Origin of the sequence: Streptomyces sp. NPDC014734, from assembly GCF_043083325.1 — a bacterium.
In the GTDB taxonomy this organism is placed as follows: domain Bacteria; phylum Actinomycetota; class Actinomycetes; order Streptomycetales; family Streptomycetaceae; genus Streptomyces.
This window is the reverse complement of record NZ_JBIBYN010000013.1, coordinates 213,088-214,316: the sequence shown is the minus strand read 5'-3', so window position 1 is coordinate 214,316 and position 1,229 is coordinate 213,088. Positions and strand designations below refer to the sequence as shown.

Here is a 1,229-nt window from a genome sequence, read left to right as displayed (position 1 = left end):
TTGATAGGCCGGATGTGGAAGCCTGGTAACGGGTGGAGCTGACTGGTACTAATAGGCCGAGGGCTTGTCCTCAGTTGCTCGCGTCCACTGTGTTGTTCCCGGGCTGCGAACAGTCGCACCGGTTGAACAGTTTCACTACTTAATTGAAGAGTGTGCTTGTTCGCTAAGAGCCGATATCCCGCTTTGCGGGTTGGCCCGATAGTGTTTCGGTGGTCATTGCGTTAGGGAAACGCCCGGTTACATTCCGAACCCGGAAGCTAAGCCTTTCAGCGCCGATGGTACTGCAGGGGGGACCCTGTGGGAGAGTAGGTCGCCGCCGAACAATCTTTCAAGGACCCTTGGTCCCAGCGTTCACGCTGGGACCAAGGGTCCTTTTTGTTTTGTCGTAGCGCGTCGGAGGTCCGGCTGCGCGAGAATGTCTTGTAACACCCGATGACAGGAGTCACGCCGATGTCCACCAACACTCCCGACGATCGTTCGGGGCGCGAGCCGCGTCGCCGGGACGGTGGTGACCGAGGCGGTTTCGGAAGCCGCCGTGATGACCGTTTCGGTGGCCCTCGCCGTGACGGTGGCCGGGACAACGAACGTGGCGGCTACCGTCGGGACGACAGCCGACCCAGCGGCGGCGGGTTCCGTCGGGACGACCGGGACCGTGATCGCGGACCGCGTCGTGAGGACGGTCGTGGTGGCGGGTTCCGTCGGGATGACCGTGACCGGGACCGTGGTCCGCGTCGTGACGATGACCGTGGCGGGTTCCGTGGCCCGCGTCGGGACGACGACCGTGGTCCGCGTCGGGACGACGACCGTGGTGGGCGTTCGGGGGGTGGATTCGAGCGTCGTGATGAGCGGCCTCGTGGGCCGCGTCGTGAGGACGACCGTCGTGGTGGTGACGACCGTCGGGGTGGTGGGTTCCGGCGTGATGATCGTCGGGACGACCGGCAGGGTGGTTTCCGTCGTGATGACCGTCGTGAGGACGGTCGTGGTGGCGGGTTCCGTCGGGATGACCGTGACCGGGACCGTGGCCCGCGTCGTGACGATGACCGTGGTGGGTTCCGTGGCCCGCGTCGCGATGACGACCGCGGTCCGCGTCGCGATGACGACCGTGGTGGGTTCCGTGGTCCGCGTCGGGACGATGACCGTGGTGGGCGTTCGGGGGGTGGATTCGAGCGTCGTGATGAGCGGCCTCGTGGGCCGCGTCGTGAGGACGACCGTCGTGGTGGTGACGACCG

General features: G+C 65.8%; 1 rRNA gene and 1 pseudogene. Both read left to right on the top strand.

Going from position 1 to position 1,229, the window contains the following annotated elements:
* Positions 1–205 precede the first annotated feature (205 nt).
* Positions 206–322: ribosomal RNA gene (rrf, locus tag ACF1CT_RS21935) — 5S ribosomal RNA — on the top strand.
* A gap of 216 nt (positions 323–538) precedes the next feature.
* Positions 539–1,229 (top strand): annotated as a pseudogene (locus ACF1CT_RS21930) (hypothetical protein); the annotation flags it as partial.